Origin of the sequence: Nostoc sp. MS1, from assembly GCF_019976755.1 — a bacterium.
In the GTDB taxonomy this organism is placed as follows: Bacteria; Cyanobacteriota; Cyanobacteriia; order Cyanobacteriales; family Nostocaceae; genus Trichormus.
The window spans coordinates 13435-36941 of record NZ_AP023444.1; the positions used below are offsets into that span (position 1 = coordinate 13435).

Below are 23507 nucleotides of genomic sequence, written 5' to 3' on the forward strand. Positions count from 1 at the left end.
TTGTTCCGCTTGGGACAAGTTAAATTCAAAGTAGCCTATTATGCACAAAGCAGTTACTAAAAAGATGAAGATAAATCGTTTCATATTTTCCTCAAAATAAAATTTTCTCACAAACTCATCACATCCAAGCAGCAACGAATTGGTTGCTTATTCTAATTGTGGAAGTTTACATCAAGCCCTTAACGGGCGATCGCCCGTTAAGTAATGAATCTGGATTGGTTCATTAAGAGGTTAGTTAACAGACTTTGGCTTTTTCAATTTGCGTTTTAGTATTAAGCTGCTAGCAAAAATGCCAGAGACTACTGTGCTGGCGATTGTAGAGGGTTCGGGGACAGCCGAAGTGCTACCGAACGTAATATTACCAGAACCTGTAATGGTGTTGGTAAAAGTACCAAAACTATTATTACTATTGTCAAATCCAGTAGTGACTAAAAAGTATTGTTTTTTAGCAGTCAAAGACAAGCCGCTAAAACCAGCTGTTCCCTCATCTGGGAAAGGATCGTTCCCACTGAGTAAATTAACTAATGGAGTAGTTGGGTTAAAGCTATTTTGGTACAAAAACTGGATGCCCAAAAAAGCTTGAGAACCTACGACATCATAAGAGCCAGTAGTATTAACAAAGAAAGGCTGGCTGTAATAAGGGACAGCAGTGCCATTACTAGAAAGTGATGTAGGTGGATTAGTACCACCCTCAAACCCTTGCGTTTGCGGACGGGTGAAAGTTGGTGCATTTGTTGTGTCACCAGAGTATGAAACTGTGAAAGCCTCAGAGGGTAAAGCACAACCTAGAGATAGAGTGATCGCAAAAGAGGCAATACGGATAAAACACCTTATAGAGCGAAGATATAGATGATTTTCCGCAACAACAGATTTTCTAATTGCTTGTGACATAAAGTTTTCAGGGTTATTTTTACAAAACTCAGCACTTTAATTTAGTTCCACGGTTGCACCAGCAAAGCTTGTGTAGTGATGCCTAAGCCAATTAAGGTAATGCATAAGGCGCTTGCTACTGGTAACATTTTTATCTTTGGTATCTGGAGTGGCAAATGCTCAAACCGCTCCTTGGCATAAACCAGTATTAAACCGATTCCAGTTAGTACTGCTGCTAAACCTAAGCTAAAAGCAGACACCAGCGCTAGTCCAAAGCCGATTCGTCCCAGCGCGATCGCACTTAGCAATACCACCAAGGCAGAAGGACAAGGTAACAAGCCGCCTGAAATTCCCAGCGCCAGTATACTAGACCAGTTCATCGAAGATACATCAAGATGCGAATGCTCGTGATGTACGTGGTTGTGATCGTGATGATGGTGATGATGTGGGTCGTGGCTATGGTGATGACGCAAGTCACGATTGTGTGAATGAAAGACCTGAGTACCTTGCAATCGCCCGATCAACAAATTCAGACCAATTACAGTTACCAGCACGCCAGAGACTACACTTAACCAAGGATACAATTGCTCTGTCAGAATGAACTGGGATGTGCCAAGAGTGACCAGCCCTAGAGCAAATATGCCAGATGTATGGGTAATCGTCATAATCAGCCCCAGAAATAGGGCATGTTGGGGCTTGCTACGGGAACCCACCAAATAAGCACCGACCACCGTTTTGCCATGACCAGGAGACAGGGCGTGTAAACCACCCCAAAAAAAGGCGATCGCTAGAGCTATGAAGATAGTCAGAAAATTATGATTCTCTTGAGTAATCAGGCTAGTGAAGATATCGTTGCTTCTTCCTGTCAAAGCGTTATCTAAGCGGCTGGATGATTTAACAAACGCTGAAGGTGCTTGTTCACTCGATATCAGAGACGGATTGAGTTTAAAGGAAATACGACGCTGGTCAAGAGGACTGCTGAGTAAGTCATTGGGATAATCTCTCAAACGGTTGCTAATGCTGGAAGAGGTGAAATTACCTTGAATGGGAACGCCATTTGCAGCCACAGTCATCTCACGCCAGCCCAAGCGCTGTTGGTAGAACTTATCTTCAAACTCTACTAACTGATTTGCACCTACTAACTTTATTGACCCTTGAAAGCTACAACTCAGACGCAGTGTAGATAATCCTCCTACACCTGGAGGAAATTCGACTCCTGATTTAATCAAAGAGAGTGCCAAAGGCTGTTTATTAATCAGCAGTTCCAGGTGTGAGTTGATCTCATCGCATTTTTGAGAAGGATATTGAACTGTCTCTACAGGTTCAGCTTTGCGATCGCGATTAGTATCTAAGTGATTAATTTCTTGAAAAGCCGGAATCTCTGCCATATCTAGAACATAATCAATCCCCACACCATCTGGCGCTATCTGCACTCCTGCATAGTGATTGATGGTGAAATTGCCTAAAGGATGGGCATCTGCCCTCGGCATCCAAAATAAACATATTGCGATGATTGCAGTACTCCAAGCCAAGTAATGTAGCAGCTTTTTCATAGAGAACTCCCTATAGCGTTAGGAGTGGGAAAAGAGACAGAGGGTACTAAGTTAGCCAAGGCTTGACGAGCTTCATCAGCATACTTGTGATGAAATTGAGGATTGAGGCTAACAGCTTGAGTTAATCGCTTTATTGCTTCCTCACGATTACCGAAGTGAAGCGCAATCATGCCAGCATGAAATTGCAGCAAGGCATCTTCTGTGCCAAAGCGAGTTGCCCGTTGTGCTGCCTTTTGCGCTTCTTGCCATTCCCCATTAGCCGCAGCTGCCCAAGCCAATGTATCCTCTGCATATACATCGTCTCGCACTGCTACTTCACTACGGGCAATCTCTAGCGCCTCTGTTAAATGAATTCTGTGTTCGGTGTAGTAGACTGCTAAAGCGCGATCGTAGATTCCTTTAACCTTACTCAGGTAGGCGACTACCCCGATTAAATCTTCAGTTTCAGCTGCGCCTTTTGGGTCTTTTAGAGCTAGTTGGGCATCTGCTTTATACCCCAGCGTTTCTACCAACGGCATCAGTTCTATACCCTGGTTTGCGATATTTAGAACATCCTGCCATCGATGCTGTGCCGCATAGAGGCGGGCCAGTCCTGTAAACGCAGCTATATGCTGTGGGAAAAGGTCAAAGCTCTCCCGATATCGCTGCTCAGACAGGGCAAGATCCCCGGCTGCAAAAGCAAGATCCCCAGCCCGGATATGAAACCAAGCACGGGTTTCTGCGCTCGTCGTGTAGAAAGAGTCCATCTCTTGCATAGCCTCATCTAGGAGTTTTCGCGCCGAGGTGAGATTGCCGGTTAACTCTAAATAACGCGCGACAACCGCGTTGTGGACAGAGTTCGCTGTTTCGTCAGTCAGGTTTTGCAAGAGTTGATAGGTTGCTTCATAGTCACCCAATTCCATCTGAATTGATGCTTTTAGCGAAACCATCTTGGCATTATCAACAGATGAGTTATTCAATACATCTAAAGCTTCTCGAAACTGATGTTGAGATAGTAAAGCTGATGCTAAGAGCATAGAAGAAACTTCATTATGGCGCGGCTGTAGTACCAGGGATCTACGTGCCGCTTGTTCTGCTCGTAACACATCTTCTATATCTCCAACTTCTCGAAAGCGCCGCAAATATTGATCGGCTAACAGACGTAAGAATATTGAGGAATCGGGAGATTGGGCAACTTTCTCCTCATAGATGCTGATAATATGCGATCGTTGTAGATAATCAGGGAAGACTAGAGCGGCATCCTTTACTACTTGTGACTGTTGAACTGGAAAGGAATATGTGCCTAACTTACTATTGGCGTAGCCTAAACTTAGCGCTTGTGTATCACAGGGTCTTAGTAAAACCAGTAGGGTAGTCAGCGCTAACAGCCATAGTGTTCGTAAATACATCACCCTTACAAAGGATTACCTAAATAAGGAAAAGTAGACAGAAAGTTAGCATTATTAGGCCCAACATTATCGCTAGTTAGTGCCGGAATTTTACCAGCAGTAATCCCTGTAACTGCATCACCAAAGACAACAGATGCTGTAACATCAATTACGTCATCTTTTGGTCTTCTACCGCCAAAGTTGTTACCTAACTGAGTACCAAAATAAGTACCGCTGGGTTTAGAAAGGTCAGCTTGGATAACATCAGGAATTGCCACTGAGATAACTGCATTGGCTATGCCTTGAGGTCTGCCGATCGCTTTGAAAAAGGCTTGAATGAATTGGGATTGATTGCTAGCGTCTTTAGTTGGTGTCTGAAGATTACTATTATTATGAGCTTTAAAGTCCATAAAAAGTTCATTCAGGGCTGGAACTGCTAACCGCTCAATCTGAGCAAAATTCCCGTTTCGGAGTCTAGGAGTTTTAACACTAGTTGTCATCCAAACACCAATTTTGCCACTACCAAGTAGTTTTCTGGGTAGCTCGGCAATAATTGAGTGAACATTGAATGGGGCTAGGGTGTCTTGTGCTTGTCCAGGTGGTCTAAAGGAAAGAACTTGCAAGGGAGGACTGGGATTAGGCTGAAAATTATAATTACGATCTGGGATGATTTTGAAAAACTGTTCCAAATCGAAAAAGAACGGGTCTTTGCGTGTGCCAACAAAGAACTTCATGCCGTTATATGCGGAGAATGTTTGGTTGAGTTGCCCTGTCCAACTTACCGGAAGTAAAGCTGACTCTGTTCCTACTGTGATCGGACGACTTGGACCTCGGACTGTAACAGTTTGCTTATTGCCTGTACCATTTACATTGAATTGGAGTACGACATCTTCAATACTGTCGCCAGTATTATCAATCTTGAACTGATAAAGAACATTTGGATCGAATGGTCTCATTTCACCAGAAACGATCAGAGGGTCGAAATCCATGACCAAGACAACATTTTTGGGGTCTGTCGGACTCTCAAACACAAACAAATCTGTGAGATCCGCAGCAGTGAGCTTAGTGGCAAGAAAAGTTGTGTCTTGGTGATCTGAAGCCAAAGCTTTAGGGGTTGCATAGATTAAGACTAGGAGCAAAATAGCGACAAATGCCACTATGGGACGAAAAAAACGACTAGCTCCAGTCCAACATAGTGATCGCTTGATCGGAAAAAATACCATATTTTGGACTGCTTTATCTATGAATAATCTGCTTTCAGTTGGTATAAAAGAAGTGATACTCCGAGCATTTCTTCTCATAGTTGCCCTCCTTGAGGTATTTAGCCTCTATTGTTGGTGTGAAAATAGCAAGTTGATTTGTATTTCAAAAAAGACTGCGGCCACTATCAAAGCGCTCCACAGCTTATTTGCTCCTACTACTCACTTTCCAGACCAAAACTTGCTCATTTCTTGCTCACTTTTCTAATTTCCAGATTTAGTAACTTGTAGTATTACGTTTCTAATACATTTTTCTGTATTTCAAGTATGTTGCTCAACCCGTTGCTATTTAGTAAAGGCAGTGCTTCGCAAGAGAGGTATCCCTCATTGGCGACTGTAATCGTTGACATATATAGCTTTGAAGTTAGTAAGAATTACCATTGCTTAAATTTTGCTTACTGCTGCTAAATTCCATAAAGAAAACCCTCATAAATACTATGAGGGCATTCACTTATATCTATATCGGTTGTCAACAGCAATTCTCATTTTGAAAACAAAAGAATATAAAATCCTCTTATTTACCTAGAAAACTTCTGTCTAATTATGATTTATTTGAAAAATAATCATGATAATTGGCTGAAGAGAAATAATTTAAAAAATCTGCCCATGAAAAATAGATTTCAACTTATAAATATAGCTGAAACTCAGACCTACTTTGTAAATTCTCTCAATTAATAATCTTTACCTCCTGTCAAAAATTTGACATTTTTAACTAGAATTTGCTTTTGTGATCGGGACATATTCGGTAAGAATAAATAAGAAAAGCTCCGACCAACTTTTAAACCAGATAAATTTTATTAAGGTACGAATATCATTAAAGAAATTAGTCCGAGTTACTAATAATTCACGAATCTTTTGATAGGTAGAATTGACTAAATCTAAAACAGTATGAAATAAAAAAGCTAGTAAATTTAAAGACAATAAGAACTCGCACAGATGATTTTGACCATGACCAAAGTTATGCTCTAAATTATAACCGTGATTTTTTAGAACGTTATTACCTTCATTCTCAACTTTCCATCTACTGCGTCCAGCTTTGACAATCTCTTCAACATTGTTTTCGGTGATCTTATGATTAGTTATCCAATTATTTCTGTAGATAATTTTCTGTGTTTTCTCATTAATAACAGTCACTTCGCACCAATTAGCTTCGAGACTTGAGTCTCCATTTCGTAAAGGAACTCTAGAAGCATAACGATAACGATAAATTAGATTTTTTCGTCCATCCCATTGTTTCTTTTCAACAGTTGTAACTTCTCCACTTTTTTCTAAAAATTCTAGCCATTCATATAAAGTTTTATGTGACGTTTCCAGACAAACAAAAATAAAATTATAACCTTGTTGTAGCACCAAGGTACAAACAGGTTGGCGAGAATACAAATCATCCCCTAAAAGGGTTATTTCCCTGAAAAACTAATTATTTTATACTACGTTTTCAATTTCAAAATGGCGATTAATACCCTATTTATTTCAAAATGAGAATTGCTGGGTTGTCAAGTGCGGAAACGTCTTTTACCCTGCTTTTGTAAGGCTTGTTTTTTGCGCTTAGATTTCTCAATAGGCGTTTCAAAGTGACGATGCTTTCTCATGTCTTGAAAAATTCCGGCTTTAGAAACTTCTCGTTTAAATCGGCGTAACGCTGACTCAAGATGTTCATTTTCACCCACTATAATTTGGGTCATTCTCTCTCCTAGTAAATTGATTTCATCAATGGCGGAAAAATTCGCTTTCTCTTTCAATCCGGTTTCAAAGCTTAGTAGCGTCCGCGTCCACCACCACCACTATATCCGCCACGTCTACCACCAGACGAACCTCTGTCTTCTTTGGGCTTGGCTTTGTTAACTTTGAGGTCACGCCCCATCCATTCAGCACCATCAAGACCATCAATAGCAGCATTTTCTTCTGCATCTGTTCCCATTTCCACGAAAGCGAAGCCTCGCGGACGACCTGTTTCCCGGTCTTGTGGTACTTGAACCCGCTTTACAGTACCATATTCAGCAAAAACACCTCTGATATCTTCTTCCGTAACATCGTAAGAGAGGTTGCCTACATAAATTGACATTGATTTTCTCCAAATTCATTAGTGTGTATAGGATTGAGAAATCATCCCTTCTTTATTTTTTCTTATCCATGTCTGTTCTTTTAAAATGTATAAAAGATTCAAGATCAGTAATTTGATTCACATTTTGTAGCCGTGGCTAAGATTTAGCTCTAGTTGCAGCAGATAAAATTCAAATTTGGGGTAGATAGTAAATGCTATACGCGGGGTCTGGCTGCCATATACTTTCAGACACTGGAGTTTCCTACCAATTAGCTGACAGCCGATTAAAAACAATTATTCGAGAATGGCTTTCTCTAAGAACGGTCAGTTTAAAACAAGTTACCAGCCGTAATGGGGGATTAACGCCGGGAGAGCTAAAACACAAGTTTGGTAGTGACACTGGACTGTACTGTTTTAGTGGCACTATGCTTGGTTGTGTTTTGGAATTTGGTGGTTTAGTCAAGCAAATCAATGGGTTGATACCATACCTGAAAACCAACCTCAAGCTTGATAAGAGTACGTCTTTAACGCTCTTTTATGACTCTTATGAGAGTATAATTAATTACTAGAAGATTAACCTACCAGGGGTATAGAATTGGGTTCAAGAAATGCTACTTCGACTATCACCGTGGTAGATGAGTATTGCGATGCGTATAGAGACTTATTTTCAGAAGTAAGGACATTTGAGAACTTCAAACATCTACATGTAGGGATGTTATCTGATATCAAGCGTAAAACTTTACCAGAAATCGCCAAGGTGGTGGGGTTACATGACGCGCAACCATTACAGAACTTTTTGACAGAATCACCTTGGTCAGTAGCAGTGTTACGAGATAGAAGATTAGAACTAACTCTAAAAATGTTGCAGGGACGTTCATTTAAGTTGGTAATTGATGAAACCGGAGATAAAAAGAAAGGTTCTACTACTGATTATGTAGCAAGACAATATATTGGAAATTTAGGGAAAGTGGATAATGGGATAGTAAGCGTGAATGCCTATGGAGTGTTGGGAGAATTGACATTTCCGTTAATATTTCTAATATATAAACCAAGGAAGAGATTAGAAGAAGGTGGAGTATATAAAACCAAACCACAATTGGCAGTAGAAATAATTGAAACACTGCTGAAATGTGGATTTAAGTTTGACTTGGTTTTAGCTGATAGTTTGTATGGCGAAAGTCCAACATTCATTGCAGCATTAGATAAGCATGAAAAACCTTATTTACTTGCTATAAGAAGTAATCATGCCAGATTTAGCGTACCAGAAGCGGAAGCTATATATGATGTATGGCAAGAGTTTGAGCGTGTATTTAGTGATAAAAAGACTCAAAAAAGATATATACAAGAAATAACTTGTGGTGACTCAAATCTCATAACATATTGGCGAATCACTAATGACCCAGAGACTTTACCAAAAAATCAGACATGGTATGTCAAAACAAACTTGAAAAGTGATATGGCTGACCAATTAGGCAACCTTTATGGATTTCGTAATTGGGTAGAGTATGCTTTTAAACAAGGTAAAAATGAACTAGGATGGGCTGACTTTAGGCTTACTAATTATCACCAGATAGAAAAATGGTGGGAACTAGTTATGAGTGCTTATTTCTTAGTAAGTCTACAAGCCCACGCTAGAAATGAATCTGATAGTGAAAGCTGCAATGAACAAAGTTCATCACCAATATCAACAGAACCAGAGAATTTTAGCAATCATAAATGGTGGGATTTTAATTTGGGCTGGAAGTCTACTTTAAACAATTTAAGATTAGTTATTCAACCATACATATTCGGGAACTTAATTAAACCTTGGTTAATCGTTTTTCTTAACCCTAAATTACAGTCAGGATTTCAGAAATTGATAGAGATAATGAATCAATTCCAAGGTTATATCATCGTGGATTCGGGATAAACCATCAGGTAATTCAAGGATAACTTCTTAAGGATTCACTATTTACAGGTGTTAAATAAAACTTAGATATAAATTTAGCTAAGGATATTCGCGCACACTTTTTCTGCTGCACAATTTCTCTTGCTAGAAATATAGCATCCATGAACGATGGCATCGGATAACTCTCAAAACTTGATTCTGTCACTGTCTCAAGTTGGTCAGTAGTGTTGAGCGCGTTTATTGTCTGTGAACTTGAATTTATTTCATCTTCAAATTCGTGGTTAATCCTATCTACAACTGTCAAATTTGATTCAGTCACAAAATCATCCCCCTGAATTGAATCTGTTTCATTATTAAGTCCCAATCCTGCATCTAAATATCGTGCATACCTCATCACTTCCTGCTCTAGTGCTTTTGGTATACGGATTGTGCTTGTTTGTTTATGATTCCAGGTAGATTTCCTGCCAGATTTTTCTCTATATCCTCCCCAGTTAGGGTTTAAGGCTTTTTTAGTAGTTTTTTTATTCACTTAAAACATGATTTTGTTGCTTAATCATGTTACCTGTAATGTGTGCCATATCTTGATTTTTTTCACAGATATGTTCTAGTGTGGTAAAACTTACTAGAGAAGACGACTCTCTAAATTAGCCAAGTAACCCTTGGGGTCTCGGCGAAATCGATACTGTTCAATTCTGGCTTTGTGGTGTTTTTGCAATTGAGAGCGTAATTCGAGCCAAGTAATGATATCAACTTGTGCTAAATCAGATGCGGTAAAAGAATGAAGTTTAGTAGCGATCGCGCAGGCAAGTTTGACAGAACCACGAATAACAAGGGATGAGGGGGCAACCTTACGACCAGTACAACGACGTTGATGGTGACGTAGCATACCAAAAGCGTGTTCTAAGTCATTATTAGTTCTAGGAAAATCTTCAATTTCATAACAATGAAAAAGTCCAGACCAGTAGCTGTGGGTGGTTTTATAAAGTTGTCGATTGCAGTGTTCAGGGTACCCGCTTTCTGCTTTTGTTGAGACATTTCTGTCAACAGTTGATGATAACTTTGTTTGACACCAGCAGCATCAAGACCTATTTTATTATTGAGAATATTACTAGCTTTATCAACCCACCCATATGCAACCCTCACAGGTGAAAATAAAGATGCAGTCGCAGATAATCCCTTAGCTAGAAGGTGTTTTAGGTTGACTAAGGGCGGTGGTAAAACACTTTTTTTTCCATCCGTTCTAAGCTTTGTTCTATCAAAGTCAAATTTTCTTGTAACTTTAATCCAGATGCCTCCAACGGTGGATGACCATCATTGGTTATAGAACTACGGACTGCCGAGCAGTCATCTTCAATAATAGTCACCAAATCCTGATCTTCATTGGTAACACTACGTTCAATTTCTCGTAATCCTCTAACTTTTTTTTTTTTCAATTCTTTTTTTGCATGTCTATCCGCCTCATATATGGGTTTAATTGCTTCTTTCAGGTAATGGTAATGACATAAACCGTGAGCAATTCTAGGTAATGCTAACCCAACAGCTTTGCGAATTGATTGTTGCCCATCACTAACAACTCCATCAATTGGTACATTTAGGGTATTAGTTACTTCTAATAATAACGCCACTAAATCTTCATTCCTTGATGATAATAAGGTTTTAGCTAGTAAGATTTCTCCTGATAAACAATCTCGAATTACCCATAATACCTCATGTCCAATTTCTGGCTGCATTCCATCGATAGCTAATATCACCCGTCCTTGATTAGCCACTATTGCTTTTAACCTTTTATGGTCTTTTTAGCCATAAAGAAAGTAACTCGTCATATCTGTCAATTAGGTGCGTGACCGTTCGTTGACTTATACATATACCTTTTAATTCAAGGTGAGCGTGTATTTGGGGAACGCTTCTATGTTCCTGATAGCGTAATGCTCCTATATAAGCAATCACATCCAAACCAAATTCATTTTGTGGTAGAGCTAAAGAACCTTCTTGCTCTGGTCGATATACTTTTTTGTACAAGAGACATGACTTATTTTGACATCGACGAATTTTTAGCTGTAGTTCTACTACCCCATTTAACGTTCTTATAGAACCCATTTGATATCTTTTCAGGCGGTATCTGCGACAGCTAGCCGTTTGAGCATTAGCCGAATAAAACATAGCTTGAGCTTGGCATTGGAACGTTCGAGTGTGCGGTCGAAATTTTTGACTAAACTTTTACATCTCTCCACCCAAGCATTCGATCTTTCAATGACCCATCTGGCAGCAACAGGCACAAATCCAGATAGTCCTTTCGTCTGTTTCTGTGCTTTTGATGGTTTGGCTGAAAGTTCAAATTGAATTTTAGTCATAATCTCTGGGTAAATCTGTTCCAAGGCTTGTGTCAATTGATCAGGATGATAGCCGTTATCTACCAGAATAGTCGTCATGGGTTGCTCCACAGGTTTAGATTTGAAGTAATCAATGTTTTTCGAGAGCATTTCAATTAACCCTTGGTCATCAGATACATTAGCTTTGGTGCAGTGGGTAAAGAAAGGGAAGCCTAAGATATCCACTGCCAAATGTCTTTTGATGCCATTAGTGCATTTGTAAAAGCAAAACCCTTTCGACTCAACACTGGCGTTACAAGTATTTTTCACCGCTTGTGAGTCAATCATGATTAGAGTCGTCCACTGCGGTTTTTTTACTTGTTCCCGCACCTGCTGATGCAACTCAGTCATGATGGGAGCAACGCGATTTGGTGAGGTGGGATCAAAAACCAGCGATCGCTAACAACTTTCTTCAGTACTAAAAATATTTCTTATATTAGAAGCCGTATTAATACGTAAGCTATCAACCAATTTCAAGTCTGGTGATGTGTGCAAAAATTTATAAAGGTCAAAAACAAGGTAGGATTCCGGTTAAGTAATCTTTCCAGAGTTTTAACGTCTACCTTTTATGGCAAAAAATATAAGTGCAACTCTTGATTTAAACAAGTCAGTTAAAAGTTTTCACTTACAGGTCACAAAACTTTTAGAATTTACAAATATCACAGAGTGGGATGGAAAAAGCTGAGAGAACGAGAAAAAGAAATTAGAGAACAGGCAATGATTTTAGCAGGTCAATGTATAGCTGTTTTATTATATAATCTTTCCGTATCCCCAAAAATCCTAAACTATTCTGTTAGTCAAACACAGGGATGGAGAAATTTAAATACACAAAAACATGGTTCTAAAAAGCGAAAAATAGTAACAATTGGAAACGTCGAAGTAACTTTAACTTTACCTTATGTACTTGAACGGAATCCCACAAGTAAAGAATCTGATAATCCTCTGCTCAATGAGCCAAAAATAAAAACTTCAAATCAAGGATTTTGTCCGTTTTAAAGTGGCTAGGGATGTCTGAAGGTATTACCCCTCTAGTCTGGTCAATAATCGCAAAATATGGTGCGATCGCTAGTTCTTTCGATGCAGCACGTTCGACGCTAACGGATTGGGGAATAAATGTTAGTTTAAAACGAATCGAACGCCTGACTTACCTTTTTGGTGAAATTGGTATTAATCTACGCCAATCAAAAATATTAAATCTGGAGATGAACCACTTATCTAATAGTAATGTTCTCAAAAGCCAACGAGTTGTAATCGCTGTAGATGGTGGAAGAACTAAAATTAGGTTTAATAAAAAGGTAGACGCAGTAAGAAAACAAACCGTCATGGCTTTGTTGGTGAATGGATGGAGCCAAAGTTACTAACAATTTATGTAGTAAATGAAGAAGGTAAAAAAATTAGGACATCGACAATACCTATTACGAATGATGGCACATATTCAGGTTATAAAGAATTCCTCAAAATTTTAGAGATGTATTTAGTAAATTTGGGTATAAGTGAAGCCAAGCAGGTGTTATTGATTGCTGATGGTGCAGAGTGGATATGGATACACATTCCTCTTTTACTAAAAAAATTAAAATGCCCACTTGAAACTTATCAATTATTAGACTTTTATCACGCAGCATCACATTTACAAGATTTTGCTGATGCCGCTTTTAGTACAGATAATGAGCGTCAATCCTGGTTTAAAAATCTCGGAAAATTTTAAAGAAAGGTCAGGCACTAGATTTAATGAGAAATATGGGTGAATTTATTTCCGAGGCAACAGGAGAGCGCTGTAAAATTATGGTAAGAGAGCGAAATTATATTTTAAAAGCGTATAGAAGGAGGCTTTTAAAATATAACGAAGTTGCAGCTCGAAAATTACCTCTCGGTAGTGGTGCAGTTGAAAGTTTAATTCGTCAAGTTGTTAATTTACGCATGAAAGGAAACAGTAAGTTTTGGTTACAAAATAATGCAGAAATTATGTTACATCTGCGTTGTCAATGGATAGCTAAAAGTTGGGATAATTTTTGTGATTCTATCTTTAATTCTTTTATCAAACCCCAAACTGGTTGATAAATTTTATACTTTAATTCTGCCTTCAATTTATTTTCTGCCGTAATTGATACTAAGTATCAAAGACTTGTTGCAGAGATTTTTGGAAATAATCCTCAAATGACTTGCTAGCAATCTTTTTGAGATATCTCATCAAGATGATTTTTCGTGTAAATCAATATTTTATTTGTAAATAAAATCACTATTAAATTAAGTATGATTTTTAGCGATCGCTTGATTTTGATCCGACTTCACAAAATCGCGTTGCTCCCGTCATGATTTTCGTCAGGATGTCCCCTTCACACCACTGCTGGTAATACCAGAATACTGTTGAATATGGCGGCATATCTCTAGGTAAGTCAGCCCAATTACAACCATTCTTCAGTTGATAAAGTATACCGTTAAGGATTTGCCGCTTTGTCCACACAGGGGGTCTGGTTTTCTTCTTCGTCGGCAATAATGGCTCAATTATTTCCCACTCTTTGTCTGTCAAATCGCTTGAATAACCCATTTTCAATCCTGATCTGCTTCCATGCACCTAATTTCTGTTGATTCTACTCAATCACCAAAAGATATCAAATGGGTTCTATATGTCGAGGATTATTGTATTCATTCCACATTGCTTGACCGCACGAAGGGCATTTTTTTGAATACAATCGAGTACTTTAAACGATGTTGCCTCTGGTTTTAGACTTTTTCTTGCCAAGTTTTTGCGCCATTATTTCGCTACAAGGTCAAGATTACAGCATTTCCGCTCTTCTCTAGTAAGTTTTACCACGCTAGGATATGTTTACTTGCTTCCCCATTTTCCGACACCCCACCGCCTGATTATTTATATTTCTCAAGAAATTCCCTAAATTCCCGGATTTTAGCTGATTTTTCTTTCCCCAGAGGCATAAAAGAGCGTTAAAAAGGATTATGACTACATAGATTTGGATAGTGAAGAAGAGGAAGTAGATTCTAGTAAACGGTGTAGTGCAGCTAAATATTACACTACTTCGTTTCCCTGTCATGTGTTTAAAAAACATTTTGGGGATGGCAGTAATACTTACTCTGAAATGGTCGATGATTGGGAGAGATTTACTAATATTGGTGTAAAAATTAGCGAAGTCGGAATTAGAAAAGTTTATTGTCATGTCCCCGATCATTTTGTGGAGCATTTACCCAGCTTTATTCAACCGTGGATGCCAGTACCAGTTAACATAGTTTCTCCATCAGCCATCCATTTTGGCTAACCTGTTTCCAGATGAATTTGTTGTTACTGATTTAGTTCAGTTAATACTTACCTTAAAAGTACGACATCTGTCGTACTTTTCTCAGGGTTAGTATTTTGCTTTGAGTTCAGGTTCATCTGTTTATTGCTCGTTATTCAAAACATTCTCAATCAAGTTCATGATTTCTGGCAGACGTTTAGCTAAAGCTCTCTCCTGCGGTGTTTTCGGCTCAATTTGTTGCCACTGCTTGAGCTTAGTTGACGCTTGTTTTAAAAGTACGACACCTGTCGTACTTTTCTGTTGGTCAGTATTTTGGTTGGATTCAAGGTATCTTTGTACTGTACGCAGGTTTTACCTACTACGACTGCTAGGGCAGGCATTAAAGGTTTTGTCCTTTCTTGGGCCTTCCCTTTACGTCAATAAATCCAGCAGTGCGTAGACGGTCGGCGATCACTTTCACTTCGTTTGGTGTATAGTCCCTACGTTGCTCGTTCTCTGCTATCTCTACCTGTAATGCCAAATCAGGGTCAGACTCTGCATCAAAAGGCAACATCCTGATAGGAATACGATTGTCTGGGAACTGATAAAGATACTTGTCTACCTGCTGTTCCTTTAACAATCGAATTGCGGCTAACCGATGCCCTCCAGCTAGTAACCTAAATTGATTGTCTATTACCAATGGCTCTATCAGTCCCAAAACAGCAATTGACTCTGCCAAAGATTCAACGTGCTTTGGATTTAAAGGTCGGGTATCCTGCTCACGGTCTTTAATCTGCTCCAGTGAAACTGTAGAGTCTTGAAGCTTTAGTGTTTGAGATTGCCCTTGTCGTTTTTGGGCGACTTCAGAATTTTATCGAAATTGGTCATGAGAAAATTTCCTTGCCCACTGCCTCATAATCGCTCCAGGCATCAGAAGCACGAGCGTCTTTTACCATATAAACTGGAACTCCAAAATTTTCAGCTTTCAGGTAAACTGCCATTCTTCTGATCCAAGTTTTAAACAAGGGTAAGCCAAATTTTTCAAGACTTTCTTTGGCTTTGTATCCGTCACGGCTGGGGAAGGAGGGACACAAGTCAATAGAACTTTAAAACGTCCTGGTGGTAATTCATTTAGTTCTCCCACAGTTTCAATCAACGCTTCTAAAGCGAAAGTGCTGGGATGGGTGGGAATTATCAGTAAATCACTAGATTTGGCTAATGCTTTCAACTCATCACTAGCAGGACGGGCGGGAGTGTCAATAACAAGATGTTCAAAATCATCAGCTTGGTCTATTTCGCTATGATCGTAAACATTGAAAGGACTTTTACCACGCTCAAACCAATGCAATACAGAGCGATTAAGATCACCATCAGCGAGTACAGTTTTACCTTTAGTAGCAAGGTAGGCGGCGAGATGAATCGCTGTGGTAGATTTTCCTACACCCCCTTTAAACGATGCGATAGTAATAATCATTGCAGTCCCATTCAGTTATGATGGCGGATTGTACCTTACAAAAAGCATTTTTCAACTCGGAAAATTTTAATTACTCAAGTTTATGCGTTAGAAGTGTTAGAAAAGACTTCAGAGTCAATCTTGTCTTGAGGTGGCAGGAAATGGATGAAGTCGTCAAAAAGTATCTGCACTGGGTCTGCCTGGGGTAATCTTGGTAATCACAATGGCAACCACAGGTTTTACAGGTGCGGCTGCTATCACCGCCGCTTTAGCATTTCTGGGTGGCCCTGCGGGGATGTTAGGTGGAATTGCTGTTTTGGGGCTGACAGGTTTGATTACTGATGCCTTAGCGAAAGTCAGTTTAGAAGATTTTCTGACAGAGATTTACTGCCAGCGCCGACAGACTGAGCCACATGGTTTCTTGCTAGAAGAGATTGAGTCTTTAGTGCTGTTTGATGGCGACATGAAAGATAGGCTCAAGACAACTGTAACGGATGGATGCGGTTGTGCAACAGTGGTTAATTCTATTACCACAGATGATGCAACTGAGGCGATCGCTATTTTAGAAAGCGTCCCAGGCATTACTCGCGCACACCACAGAGATTTTGTAAGTTCTCATCCCATTATGAGGCTGAGGGATGGAACAGTGGTGAGAACATGGAAAAACCCCGTTGGTGTTGACCATGTTTTTTAGGCGATCGCAATGACAGAATGATTTATGGCGGCTTTGTTGGTTGGATTCATAGTGAAGGTTTACAACAGGCGCTATCTCGTATTAGAAGAGATTTTACTTAAGTTGATTAAAGATTAAGTGTTGCCGGAAACTGTGGTGTGATGAGAGATGAAAATTCCCCTGATGCGATTATTGCCGACGAAAAAATCACCCGCTACTTATTAGTACCAAGAGAACAAGACGATAAATCAAAGTTTCTCGCCCAAGCGGGATTTACACCTGACAACCCAGAACTATTAAAAGCAGCAATTCGTCAACTGGCAGATACAACACCAGCAATAAAAGACAGAGATAATGAATATGGGGTGTTCTACCGCGTCACTGGTCACTTAATCGGGATAAACGAGCGAAACTTAGCAGTAATCACAGTTTGGCTGCAAAGGGCGGTTGACGGCAAGTTTCAGTTTATTACCCTCAAACCTAACAAGGAGTCTGTAAATGAACTTTGAACTATACCAGCGAGTCGCTTTAAATTGTGACTTAGACGAATATCAATTAAAAAAGGTGATGTCGCCACTTTAATTGATTTTGTACCTCATCCGGGCAATGGCGCAGATGGATGTGTTTTAGAAGTATTCAATGCAACTGGTGAATCAATAGCTGTTGTCATCGTTCCGATAACTGACATTAAGCCACTGAGAAATCATGAAATTTTGAGTGTTCGTTCTTTGGTGGAAATTTAGTAACAATCATGAAATTATTAGATGTTGTTGCCCTAACCGAAGACTTACCAGAGTTGGAATTATATCGCGGTCAAGTAGGGGTGATTGTAGACGAATATGAAGGAGAAGTGTTTGAAGTAGAATTTAGTGACCTAACAGGACAAACTTACGCAGTAGAAGCTTTAAATGCAAGTCAGCTAATGGTTTTGTATCATCAGCCAATTGGGGAAAGAACCTTAGTATAAGTCGTGGAGATTAGTTAGAGTGATTCATCAACAGCTAACTTTCATGACACATTCACATCGAAAGTATTGTGATTTTGCACAGCATTAAGAAACAGAGCAATTAATTTCTTACCAAGGGTTGTCAAGAGCTAAGGAATAGTAAGGGTTTTATCGGGGTGCGACAGCATAACCTTCTTGCTCAGTATTGGCTTGCATAGATAAATTACATATTACTTTTACTTTTTATCAGTAGATTCGATGGTTATTTCTTGAGTTACTGTACAACAGGCGGGGAGTATAAATTAATGCCTTATTTTGTTTAACAGGCATCTTGTAATTTAGGTTCTCCATATATGAGAAATAGATTAGTGTTAATTTTTCTTTGTCAAGCTTTACTTGGATTTTGTTTAACAGCCTGTTCTAGCAATATTAACAGTAGTAGCGTAAAAGCAAATATACCATCAACCCCAGTTTCTAAACAGCAAGAAAATGTAGCTAGTTCTACTGTGGAACAAAATACAGATAAAAATCTATATCTTCTGATATATCAACACAAAGTAAAGCAGTTCAGGAAACATTAAAAAGTAATTTAAACTCAACTAAGTAAAAGTTACTTCTAGATGAAATAAAGACACAGCAAGCTAAAGCTCAGTTTAAAAAATCAGAAATGATGCTAATGCTGATGTTGAAACAGCAACGTAATTTAGTAATTTCTTGTAACTGATTAGTCAGTTATAAACTCAGTTAATACTGATTAAAAAGAGATATAAAATGCTAAATAATTGACAACTTTAGATACTTGAGAAAATTTTATACTCTCTATAGCTTTTTTTTTAGCTTCAATCAAAAATCTTCCCTAACCGAATTTGTGTAATGTATTTTATCAAGTGGGCAAAGCCCGCTCGGAGACTATGCGGATCAATTCACTCAAATTTTTGATTTTACCGACTACTGCGGTTATGTTCGTCGCTTCCAGTCTTACTTTTCAGTAGAGGCAGCTACGGTTACCATCGGTGCTAACCGTGATACAACTCTATTCCAGAACAACCCCAACAATAGCTTGGGACTTGGACAGGGAATATTCGCGGGAAATAATGGACAGAATTCGCCCCGACGCGGCTTGATCGGGTTCGATATCGCTGGCAATATAAGGTGGGAGCGACGATTACCGGGGCGCAACTTACTCTATTTCTCGGACAAGTAGCCGGGAAAATGGGGAGGAGGTGGTGGTGACGCAACGCCCCGGAACATCTCTCTGTTTCGAGTTAACGACTCTTGGAACGAGGGAACAGTAGGTGTGGCGGGACAACCCATAGCGGGGAGCGGTCAGGGAAATCCGGCTAATCCGGGAGACGCGACCTGGAACTTTCGCTCCTTTAATACCCTTCCCTGGGGAACACCGGGAGGCGATTTTAGTAGTACTCTAGCGCGACCGCGACAGTCGGTCAGACTCTCAATAAAGCTATACTTGGAGTTCCACGGCGCTTTGGTTTCCGACGTACAGAGCTGGCTAAATAACCCGTCCGCGAATTTCGGATGGTTACTACAAGGAGATGAAAGCGCGGCTACTACCTTCCGAGCTTTTACTCGCGCGAGGCATCTCCAGCACTCGTACCCCAATTATTAGTCACCTATGAAACCTCATCGGCGACCCCGGTTCCAGAACCGTCAGGCATCGCCGGAGTCATCGGTCTAGTAATCGGTACCGGAGTAATTAAAATTAAGAGAAAGAGTCTTAAGTGAACAGATTCGGTTCTCCAAGCTCGGTTACGCGAAAAAGTCGCTTAAGCCTTCTCCAGTCGGACTAACGAGGTTTAAACTGACAGAAATAAGCTAAAACCATTGCTACGTCGAACTTGTACGCGAAAGTTAGCCAGATCCGAAGGCTAATTACTAAAATCAGCCGTAGTGAGTAGTTGCAAAGATATTAAGAAAAAAGTTCTCCTTTTTTAAGTTGGTATCCAGCTTAAGAAAGTGAGCGCCCTTTACGGTTTAGATGTCTGGCTGGGGCGATCGCCTAACGTGATTTACTTAGCCCTTGTGATCGTACTTATTCCCTTGGGCTTGTTCCTCTCTAATAAAAATGTCGTCAAAGGCTCAATTGCCGACAAACGGGCAAGGCGATCGCGCCTACTCATAAGAGAGTGTTAATAACGAGGACGGCGTTCTGAATAACTACGCAACTGAACCCAAGATGTACTACGCTGAATACCCAGCAATTTAGGAACAACGTAGATACCTTATACAAGGCGTGTTCGCTACTTTAATAGTTACTGCTCTAGTTTTAGTCGGTATTAGTGTTAGCTAAAATTTTTTGATTTCGGTATCGCTGCATCTCATCGTCATTCGGGCTTCAAGAATCAGCCTCGGTACTCAACACCGAGGTTTTTTATTATCAAGGGAGATGGCTTGTTTCTTAGATACTGTTTGACTTATGAAGGTTTCCATATTCGCATCCAGTTACTCATACTTATTCTATGAGAGTAAGTTGAATCTCTACCCATTGATTGATAGCGTGAGCGATTTTTTGCAGCATTGAAAGTGAGTGTCCTTCGTAATCAGCATCAATAGTCGTGCAATTAAAGTTACAGATGACAAATTAAAAGTTATGGCTGAATGGTTGATTTTTCAAGATTTTTTCTGCTCTCGGTTTTCTGTTCCGTTGATACTCACGCCCCTATCTATACTAACGGTTAAGCTTTAATGCCAGTTCATAAATATTTTAAAAAATATTTTTGGATACTATTATACAAACAAATTATCTCTAATACTTCTATAGACAGAGGTTCCGCAAATAATTAACTCTTAACCTGCAATATATAGCTAGAACATGTGTTACTTAATAGCGATATGAATTGATGTGAGTCCGCATGAATTGACCAAGGTTCGAATATTTTAATAACAGGAATAATGGGAAAAAAGAGGTAAACAGAATCACATTTGTGTATTGTAGACATGAATTTATTGATGTATATGAAGTAGTATCCGGTAACTCAGATGAAATCAAACAACAATGTCTAAAATGTACGTCAATAGCATAATTTATCGTGCAATTGAACTGTGAATGGCGCACACCACACTTGTAAATCATTGGGTAAAACTCGTAGGGAAAGAATTACCCGATACTCCAGAGTATACTGATATGCCACAAATAGGAGAACTCGATAAATTAGAAACCTTTGTCGGAGTAAGAAAAATAAGATTTGGCTTTTGACGGTGGTGAATCACTGCACTCAAGATATTCTTGCATGGGTGATTAGCGATGTCTGCGACAAGCCCTACTCTTTTCCTACGGGACGCTGGCGCGAACGAGAACGGCTTCGGCAGTTTCGACTCGACGGGAACCGCCTTCCCTACGGGACGCTTCGCGAAGGCGCAGCCTCTGTCTACGACACGCTCCGCGAACGAAGATAAGACTTGAACTGCCTCACCGCAAAGCGTCTACGCAGTACAGGAACAAACATTATCCTATTCCAAAGCAAAAGAAATGCTGAGATCTCCTGTTCAACTCTTATTACACTATCTTAAATATCGTTGTGTTCCCTTGTTTAGCAACGCTCTAGAACAGCTAAAACTCATTGATGAATTAGCTAAGGCAGTAGTAACTGAAATTATTCCAGAAGTAAAACCAGAACAAAAATCTGCCAAGACGAAATTTACTCAAGAAACTAAAAATGTTAAAGAGGTAAGCATGAATACTCTAACCATTGATACCAAAACAAATTGTTATGTTATCGACGCTAACCAAATGAAAAATATGCAACAAAATGTTGCAACATCTTTTGTTTTTGAAAAAGGCACTTTTGATATCAGGATTATTAGAGGTAGATATAGCCACAGCAATACCACAACATCTGGAGAACCTTTTGTTTTACTGTGGATATATGGAGATAACGGCAGTACATTTATTAACAGGTCTACAGGTTTTGAGGTAGGCGCAACATGGACGACGCTCAATGGTTACAATGATACTTTAAAGCTTGAAGTCAAAGAAAGAGCAGTTCTCAATGCTTTATTTTTGATTTTAACAATGAAGATAATAATGGTTCAATTGACCTCTTAATTACAAGCGACAAGCATTTTTTAACCCAGTAAGCTTAACAGTAGACAGCAAACGTAACTGTTATGTTATTGACAATAATTACCTTTCTAATCTCAAACAATCTGGTTCTAACTTGATTGAGTTGAATCCAGGTAGTTATCGCATCAAAATTCGTGAAGGCAATGCCAGCTATTGGTCAGATAGCAAAAGTTTAATATAGAACCTTGGGCTTTAATGTTGCTCAAAGGCGGAAAATTTATTACAAAACTGACTGGTGTTGAAACTGACGAAACTTGGGTTTCATTAAATGGACTTAAGGAGGAAGTAGTTTTAGAAGTCAAAGAAAAACTACACTGACAGGTTTATTTTTTGACACCTACAAAGAAGATAACGAAGGGCAGATTATTCTGACAATAGAGCAAATGAGCGATGCTGAAATAAATGAAAAACGGCAACAGTGGGAAAATAACATTTCTAGTTCTATAGAGGAAGAACAGAAAGATATAGAACGGCGGCAAGAAAATTATACGTTTGACTTCACATTCCGGTTTGAAGAAGAGGAATTTAAGAAAAAGTGGGAAGAGCAATTAAAACAGATTGATAGCTCTATCAAAGTAACAGAGAAAATTGATATAACGCTAGAAAATAAGTATTGGGAGCAACTTGAACAATTACTGTTCAAGAATTACGAACAGCACTTCAAGAGCCTGTCCATAGAAATTGCAAAAGTTAAGTTTTCGATGGATGCTTATCTAGAACAGGTAGAGTTGAGCTTGAGACAGAACTTGCAAGGTTGGTCTGACTATTACTTAGAGCGGATATTGGAAGATAAGATTAACGTTCAGATATCAAACAAAATTAACCAACAAATCAACCTCTATTTTGACCAAAATTTTGAACAACAAATTCGCAACAACATCGGCTTAATTATCAGCAACATCATCAATAAGCAGGAACTTAACCAGTACGTTAATCAGCAATTAAATCATTCTTTCGAGCAAAATATTCGCAATAATATCAACCAGATTACCCATAGCATTATCAACAATAATACTGAACTGAATCAATATGTAGACCAACGCTTACAGTACAATGTCACCAACAATAACGTCTTCATTAATCAAATCTTTGAGAATGAGCAATTAACTCAGAAGATTCAAAATATCTTTATCGATAATTCTCAAATTCACCAAACGATTGAGAGCCTTGTTATCAATAGTCCTGAAATTAACAACCGAGTTCTCAATTTTGTTGTTAATAGTACGGAAATTAACAACAAGATTAGCAATATCTACAGAGACATTGACATCAAGATTGAGAACGTCCGTAATGAATGGAATCAAACATTCATCACTCTGGTGAGACAGTACGTTGATGAATTAATAGCTATCATTGGCAATAGAGAATCGTTCAATATTCAAATTGCGAATATCATCAACGTCAAGATGGATGAACTGCTCAACCAAATTTTGAGAATTAGAAACGAGTTGACTGCGTTCATCAACAACTCAGACAGAAATCTTTATGAGTGGACTTTGGGTGAACTCATGGTGATTAAAGGTTGTTTAACTGATCGCCAGGCTCTTGTCGAGCAGTTAGTCACTTTCAGTTCTGAACTTAGGGTCAAACTAGATAATACTAACTGTGTTGATATCAACACATTCAAGCCTTTCAAGCCTTTCTCAGTTCCGCAACAGTTACCAGTAAATAGATAGATTGGCATTGCTGAATGAAGGTATGATTCTTGTAGCATCTTGCCCGCCCCTGAAATACAACCGACAGGCAAGATGCCTATCCTACAAAGCCAGAAAAATTATTC

At 39.2% G+C, this 23507-nt stretch carries 19 protein-coding genes and 9 pseudogenes; 14 read left to right on the plus strand and 14 right to left on the minus strand.

The window, feature by feature from the left end:
* Window positions 1-231: 231 nt before the first annotated feature.
* The 7 genes and pseudogenes from NSMS1_RS33895 to NSMS1_RS33925 form a co-directional block, all read right to left on the minus strand.
* Window positions 232-891 carry a PEP-CTERM sorting domain-containing protein gene (locus NSMS1_RS33895; RefSeq protein WP_224096024.1) on the minus strand — a complete coding sequence of 220 codons (660 nt, stop codon included), beginning with the start codon at window positions 889-891 and terminating at the stop codon, window positions 232-234.
* Between the two features lie 41 nt (window positions 892-932).
* Window positions 933-2423, minus strand: coding sequence for a nickel/cobalt transporter (locus NSMS1_RS33900; RefSeq protein WP_224096026.1), 1491 nt, complete (start codon window positions 2421-2423; stop codon window positions 933-935).
* Window positions 2420-3811, minus strand: a complete 1392-nt coding sequence (locus NSMS1_RS33905) for a tetratricopeptide repeat protein (protein ID WP_224096028.1) — start codon at window positions 3809-3811, stop codon at window positions 2420-2422. Before NSMS1_RS33905 ends, NSMS1_RS33900 begins: the two co-directional genes overlap by 4 nt.
* Before the next feature lie 5 nt (window positions 3812-3816).
* A complete protein-coding gene (locus tag NSMS1_RS33910; RefSeq protein ID WP_224096029.1) occupies window positions 3817-5013 on the minus strand; it encodes a DUF4331 domain-containing protein in 1197 nt (398 codons plus the stop codon).
* A gap of 833 nt (window positions 5014-5846) precedes the next feature.
* Window positions 5847-6450 (minus strand): annotated as a pseudogene (locus NSMS1_RS33915) (ISNCY family transposase); the annotation flags it as partial.
* A 92-nt stretch (window positions 6451-6542) separates the two neighbouring features.
* Entirely contained in the window at window positions 6543-6731 is a 189-nt protein-coding gene (rpsU, locus tag NSMS1_RS33920) for a 30S ribosomal protein S21 (RefSeq protein WP_096683615.1), read from the minus strand.
* 71 nt (window positions 6732-6802) lie between these two features.
* Window positions 6803-7111: an RNA recognition motif domain-containing protein gene (locus NSMS1_RS33925; RefSeq protein ID WP_224096030.1), complete on the minus strand. Its 309-nt coding sequence runs from the start codon at window positions 7109-7111 to the stop codon at window positions 6803-6805.
* 191 nt (window positions 7112-7302) lie between these two features.
* Between NSMS1_RS33925 and NSMS1_RS33930 the strand changes: the two genes are divergently transcribed.
* Both NSMS1_RS33930 and NSMS1_RS33935 read left to right on the plus strand, forming a co-directional pair.
* Complete coding sequence (locus NSMS1_RS33930) at window positions 7303-7659, plus strand: hypothetical protein (RefSeq protein ID WP_224096031.1); 357 nt, start codon at window positions 7303-7305, stop codon at window positions 7657-7659.
* Window positions 7660-7679: 20 nt separating this feature from the next.
* Entirely contained in the window at window positions 7680-8999 is a 1320-nt protein-coding gene (locus tag NSMS1_RS33935; RefSeq protein WP_411908715.1) for an IS701 family transposase, read from the plus strand.
* Window positions 9000-9012: 13 nt separating this feature from the next.
* Here NSMS1_RS33935 and NSMS1_RS33940 read toward each other — a convergent pair whose 3' ends face one another.
* The 3 genes and pseudogenes from NSMS1_RS33940 to NSMS1_RS33950 all read right to left on the minus strand — a co-directional run bounded on the left by NSMS1_RS33940 (window position 9013) and on the right by NSMS1_RS33950 (window position 11635).
* The gene (locus NSMS1_RS33940; RefSeq protein WP_224096035.1) at window positions 9013-9507 is read right to left on the minus strand and encodes a hypothetical protein; all 495 of its coding nucleotides are present in this window, start codon (window positions 9505-9507) and stop codon (window positions 9013-9015) included.
* A 93-nt stretch (window positions 9508-9600) separates the two neighbouring features.
* Window positions 9601-11138: pseudogene (locus tag NSMS1_RS33945) on the minus strand (ISNCY family transposase).
* The gene (locus NSMS1_RS33950; protein WP_224086212.1) at window positions 11087-11635 is read right to left on the minus strand and encodes a transposase; all 549 of its coding nucleotides are present in this window, start codon (window positions 11633-11635) and stop codon (window positions 11087-11089) included. Before NSMS1_RS33950 ends, NSMS1_RS33945 begins: the two are co-directional and overlap by 52 nt.
* A gap of 280 nt (window positions 11636-11915) precedes the next feature.
* Between NSMS1_RS33950 and NSMS1_RS33955 the strand changes: the two are divergent.
* A pseudogene (locus NSMS1_RS33955) lies at window positions 11916-13402 on the plus strand (ISLre2 family transposase).
* Between the two features lie 202 nt (window positions 13403-13604).
* Here NSMS1_RS33955 and NSMS1_RS33960 read toward each other — a convergent pair.
* The gene (locus tag NSMS1_RS33960; RefSeq protein WP_224096037.1) at window positions 13605-13892 is read right to left on the minus strand and encodes a transposase; all 288 of its coding nucleotides are present in this window, start codon (window positions 13890-13892) and stop codon (window positions 13605-13607) included.
* A 421-nt stretch (window positions 13893-14313) separates the two neighbouring features.
* Here NSMS1_RS33960 and NSMS1_RS33965 point away from each other — a divergent pair, with 421 nt between their 5' ends.
* The gene (locus tag NSMS1_RS33965; protein WP_224096038.1) at window positions 14314-14616 is read left to right on the plus strand and encodes a hypothetical protein; all 303 of its coding nucleotides are present in this window, start codon (window positions 14314-14316) and stop codon (window positions 14614-14616) included.
* 358 nt (window positions 14617-14974) lie between these two features.
* Here the strand turns inward: NSMS1_RS33965 and NSMS1_RS33970 are convergent, their stop codons facing one another.
* Both NSMS1_RS33970 and NSMS1_RS33975 read right to left on the minus strand, forming a co-directional pair.
* On the minus strand, window positions 14975-15376 hold the full coding sequence (locus tag NSMS1_RS33970; protein WP_224096039.1) for a ParB N-terminal domain-containing protein: 402 nt from the start codon (window positions 15374-15376) through the stop codon (window positions 14975-14977).
* Between the two features lie 82 nt (window positions 15377-15458).
* Window positions 15459-16048 (minus strand): annotated as a pseudogene (locus NSMS1_RS33975) (ParA family protein).
* Window positions 16049-16250: 202 nt separating this feature from the next.
* On the opposite strand from NSMS1_RS33975, the gene NSMS1_RS33980 reads away from it, so the two are divergent.
* The 7 genes and pseudogenes from NSMS1_RS33980 to psb34 all read left to right on the plus strand — a co-directional run bounded on the left by NSMS1_RS33980 (window position 16251) and on the right by psb34 (window position 19954).
* Entirely contained in the window at window positions 16251-16721 is a 471-nt protein-coding gene (locus NSMS1_RS33980; protein WP_224095971.1) for a hypothetical protein, read from the plus strand.
* Window positions 16722-16861: 140 nt separating this feature from the next.
* Window positions 16862-17209 (plus strand): DUF6883 domain-containing protein, encoded by a 348-nt coding sequence (locus tag NSMS1_RS33985; RefSeq protein ID WP_224095972.1) that lies wholly within the window; start codon window positions 16862-16864, stop codon window positions 17207-17209.
* Window positions 17199-17443 (plus strand): annotated as a pseudogene (locus tag NSMS1_RS33990) (DUF4926 domain-containing protein). The gene NSMS1_RS33985 and the pseudogene NSMS1_RS33990 overlap by 11 nt, the downstream one beginning before the upstream one ends.
* 8 nt (window positions 17444-17451) lie before the next feature.
* The gene (locus NSMS1_RS33995; RefSeq protein WP_224095973.1) at window positions 17452-17667 is read left to right on the plus strand and encodes a DUF4926 domain-containing protein; all 216 of its coding nucleotides are present in this window, start codon (window positions 17452-17454) and stop codon (window positions 17665-17667) included.
* Between the two features lie 1644 nt (window positions 17668-19311).
* Window positions 19312-19389 (plus strand): annotated as a pseudogene (locus NSMS1_RS35530) (hypothetical protein); the annotation flags it as partial.
* Between the two features lie 231 nt (window positions 19390-19620).
* Window positions 19621-19797, plus strand: coding sequence for a hypothetical protein (locus NSMS1_RS34005; protein WP_224095974.1), 177 nt, complete (start codon window positions 19621-19623; stop codon window positions 19795-19797).
* A 16-nt stretch (window positions 19798-19813) separates the two neighbouring features.
* Window positions 19814-19954, plus strand: a pseudogene (gene psb34, locus NSMS1_RS34010) (photosystem II assembly protein Psb34).
* A gap of 162 nt (window positions 19955-20116) precedes the next feature.
* On the opposite strand, the pseudogene NSMS1_RS35535 reads toward psb34, so the two are convergent.
* Window positions 20117-20212 (minus strand): annotated as a pseudogene (locus NSMS1_RS35535) (transcriptional regulator); the annotation flags it as partial.
* A gap of 348 nt (window positions 20213-20560) precedes the next feature.
* Here NSMS1_RS35535 and NSMS1_RS35540 point away from each other — a divergent pair.
* The 3 genes and pseudogenes from NSMS1_RS35540 to NSMS1_RS34030 all read left to right on the plus strand — a co-directional run.
* Window positions 20561-20910, plus strand: a pseudogene (locus tag NSMS1_RS35540) (IS1 family transposase); the annotation flags it as partial.
* A 223-nt stretch (window positions 20911-21133) separates the two neighbouring features.
* Window positions 21134-21709 carry a hypothetical protein gene (locus NSMS1_RS34025; protein ID WP_224095976.1) on the plus strand — a complete coding sequence of 192 codons (576 nt, stop codon included), beginning with the start codon at window positions 21134-21136 and terminating at the stop codon, window positions 21707-21709.
* A 401-nt stretch (window positions 21710-22110) separates the two neighbouring features.
* Window positions 22111-23403 carry a hypothetical protein gene (locus tag NSMS1_RS34030; RefSeq protein ID WP_224095977.1) on the plus strand — a complete coding sequence of 431 codons (1293 nt, stop codon included), beginning with the start codon at window positions 22111-22113 and terminating at the stop codon, window positions 23401-23403.
* Window positions 23404-23507: the final 104 nt, after the last annotated feature.

Coding starts and splice junctions, on each gene's coding strand:
- NSMS1_RS33950 (WP_224086212.1), bottom strand. CDS start 11,635: ATGATTGACTCACAAGCGGTGAAAAATACTTGTAACGCCAGTGTTGAG.
- NSMS1_RS33995 (WP_224095973.1), top strand. CDS start 17,452: ATGAAATTATTAGATGTTGTTGCCCTAACCGAAGACTTACCAGAGTTG.
- NSMS1_RS33925 (WP_224096030.1), bottom strand. CDS start 7,111: ATGTCAATTTATGTAGGCAACCTCTCTTACGATGTTACGGAAGAAGAT.
- NSMS1_RS34025 (WP_224095976.1), top strand. CDS start 21,134: ATGCTGAGATCTCCTGTTCAACTCTTATTACACTATCTTAAATATCGT.
- NSMS1_RS33930 (WP_224096031.1), top strand. CDS start 7,303: ATGCTATACGCGGGGTCTGGCTGCCATATACTTTCAGACACTGGAGTT.
- rpsU (WP_096683615.1), bottom strand. CDS start 6,731: ATGACCCAAATTATAGTGGGTGAAAATGAACATCTTGAGTCAGCGTTA.
- NSMS1_RS33985 (WP_224095972.1), top strand. CDS start 16,862: ATGAGAGATGAAAATTCCCCTGATGCGATTATTGCCGACGAAAAAATC.
- NSMS1_RS33960 (WP_224096037.1), bottom strand. CDS start 13,892: ATGGGTTATTCAAGCGATTTGACAGACAAAGAGTGGGAAATAATTGAG.
- NSMS1_RS33900 (WP_224096026.1), bottom strand. CDS start 2,423: ATGAAAAAGCTGCTACATTACTTGGCTTGGAGTACTGCAATCATCGCA.
- NSMS1_RS33910 (WP_224096029.1), bottom strand. CDS start 5,013: ATGGTATTTTTTCCGATCAAGCGATCACTATGTTGGACTGGAGCTAGT.
- NSMS1_RS33895 (WP_224096024.1), bottom strand. CDS start 891: ATGTCACAAGCAATTAGAAAATCTGTTGTTGCGGAAAATCATCTATAT.
- NSMS1_RS33905 (WP_224096028.1), bottom strand. CDS start 3,811: ATGTATTTACGAACACTATGGCTGTTAGCGCTGACTACCCTACTGGTT.
- NSMS1_RS33980 (WP_224095971.1), top strand. CDS start 16,251: ATGGCAACCACAGGTTTTACAGGTGCGGCTGCTATCACCGCCGCTTTA.
- NSMS1_RS34030 (WP_224095977.1), top strand. CDS start 22,111: ATGAGCGATGCTGAAATAAATGAAAAACGGCAACAGTGGGAAAATAAC.